The sequence below is a fragment of the Ilyobacter sp. genome, from assembly GCF_041583315.1.
In the GTDB taxonomy this organism is placed as follows: Bacteria; Fusobacteriota; Fusobacteriia; order Fusobacteriales; family Fusobacteriaceae; genus Ilyobacter.
In genome coordinates, this window is the sequence record NZ_JBFHGC010000462.1 from 1 (window position 1) to 2,328 (window position 2,328).

The following is a 2,328-nucleotide window of genomic DNA, read 5'->3' on the forward strand; positions in this document are numbered from 1 at the left end:
ACTGATTTTTCTGTGTATTTGTCATTCATAGAAAACCTCCTTTTGAATTTTGTTAGCACTCTGTGTGGATGAGTGCTAAAGTTTATATGTTTAATATATAATTTTTTTTTAAAAAAGTCAAGAAACAGAGTCAAAGTTTTTAAAAAATAGATATTTAAAGAAATTTTTTTCAATTTGAAAAACAAATGAATGGCATATAAATATTCAGTCTAAAAGTTAAAAATCCTTCAATGGAGGCTCTTGTCTCTGGAAATATAAGAATATATTAAAAAAATATAGGAAATTATTATTTAACAGAAAGGAATAGAGAAAAAAACAACGCTTTGAAAAGCTTAAATAAAAAAAGCTGCTGAAATATTTCAGCAGCTAAAAAGTTTACTTGTGGTAGTTTGGAGCTTCTTTTGTGATATTGATATCGTGTGGGTGTGATTCGATTAATCCAGAACCTGTTATTTTTACAAATTTACCGTCTTTCTTTAGGTCTGCTATAGTAGCCGTACCACAGTATCCCATACCTGCTTTCAGTCCCCCTGTCAGCTGGAATATTACGTCTTCTAACTTACCTTTATAAGCAACTCTTCCCTCTATACCTTCAGGAACCAGTTTTTTTGCCTCAGATTCTTTTTGGAAATATCTGTCGCTGGAACCTCTTTTCATTGCAGCAAGAGAACCCATTCCTACATATACCTTGAATTTTCTTCCGTCGAAAATGATCTCTTCACCTGGAGCTTCTTCTGTACCGGCCAAAAGTCCTCCGATCATTACACAGTCAGCACCGGCAGCAATGGCTTTTACTATATCTCCGGAAAGCTTTATTCCGCCATCAGCGATAACTCCTACGCCTCTTTCTTTACAAACTTCATACACATCATTTATAGCAGAGATCTGAGGAACTCCTACACCTGCTACGACTCTGGTAGTACAGATAGAACCAGGTCCTACCCCTACCTTTACAGCACTTGCACCTGCATCAGCAAGGTCCATAGCAGCTTCGGCAGTTACTATGTTTCCTCCGATGATGTCAAGTTCAGGAAAGGCTGCTCTTATCTTTCTTACAGTTTCTATTACACCGTTAGAGTGTCCGTGGGCAGAGTCTACAGTGATTATATCCACACCTGATTTTACAAGTGCAGCCACTCTTTCTAAAGTATCAGCTCCTACACCGACAGCACCTCCGACTCTGAGTCTTCCACGAGAGTCTTTGCATGCATTAGGATACTCTTCTATATTATCGATATCTTTTATTGTGATAAGCCCCATGAGCTTTGAATTTTTATCTACTATTGGAAGTTTTTCTATTCTGTTCTCCAAAAGAATTTCTTTTGCTTCATCAAGGGTAGTACCTACAGAAGCTGTTATAAGATTTTCCTTTGTCATGATAACTTCTACTTTTTCGGTTAGGTCTTTTCTGTATTTTAAGTCTCTGTTTGTGATTATCCCGACTAGAGTTCCGTCGCTTTCCACTACAGGTAGTCCTGAGATTCTGTATTTAGCCATTATGCCGTTTGCATCTGCAAGGGTAGATTCTCTGTTGAGAGTTATAGGGTCTGTGATCATACCACTTTCATTTCTTTTAACCTTGTCTATCTCGGCAGCCTGTTCTTCGATGGGCATGTTTTTGTGGATAAATCCTAATCCCCCTTGTCTTGCCAGGGCGATTGCTAATTTTGCTTCTGTAACGGTATCCATTGCAGCACTTAAAATTGGTACATTTAATTCTATATTTTTTGTGATTTTTGTTTTAAGTGAAACTTCATTTGGTAAGATATCAGATTTTTGTGGTACTAATAGAACGTCGTCAAAAGTTATAGCCTCTTTAATAATTTTTCCATTCAACATGAACTGAATTCCTCCTTAAGATAAATTAAGTTTAATAAAAAGAGCCTAAGTCTACATTCCACCTTGTTAAGTCGGTGAAAGAATAGACTCAGGCCTGAAATTGGCTGGACCGCTTCCACTCATAGAGATTAATTTTAGGTTAATCGTAGATACACTGCACCTTATTAGCAGCTTATATGAGAAAAAAAATAAATTTTGTTGGAATATATTGGAATGATCTTACCATAAAATACAAGTGTTGTCAATAATAGAAAAATAGCCTTTATCTTTTAAAGGGTATTTTTTTTAGGTATAAATTGTGAGTTAATAGGCCGTTATAGATCCTAATCAAATACAATAAAATCACCTCAGCTGTAATTCAATCTCTTCCTGGAGGTTGTTTAGCATAAATAAAATATGCCTGTTTATTCTTCGGTATTTTGACAGGATCTCCATAAAAATATGTTCCGGATATTCTACATTTTCAAGAGGATCTACAAATTCCAGAGC

Annotated in this window: 1 protein-coding gene and 1 riboswitch; the gene reads right to left on the bottom strand. The window is 35.8% G+C overall.

Annotated elements, in window-relative coordinates:
* Nucleotides 1-375 precede the first annotated feature (375 nt).
* On the bottom strand, nt 376-1,839 hold the full coding sequence (gene guaB / locus ABZA26_RS12930; protein ID WP_372714924.1) for an IMP dehydrogenase: 1,464 nt from the start codon (nt 1,837-1,839) through the stop codon (nt 376-378).
* A gap of 102 nt (nt 1,840-1,941) precedes the next feature.
* A riboswitch (purine riboswitch) is annotated at nt 1,942-2,039 on the bottom strand.
* Between the last annotated feature and the right edge of the window lie 289 nt (nt 2,040-2,328).

What these genes read in the sequence shown, in the direction of transcription:
- guaB (WP_372714924.1), bottom strand. Translation starts at nt 1,839, where the DNA reads ATGTTGAATGGAAAAATTATTAAAGAGGCTATAACTTTTGACGACGTT.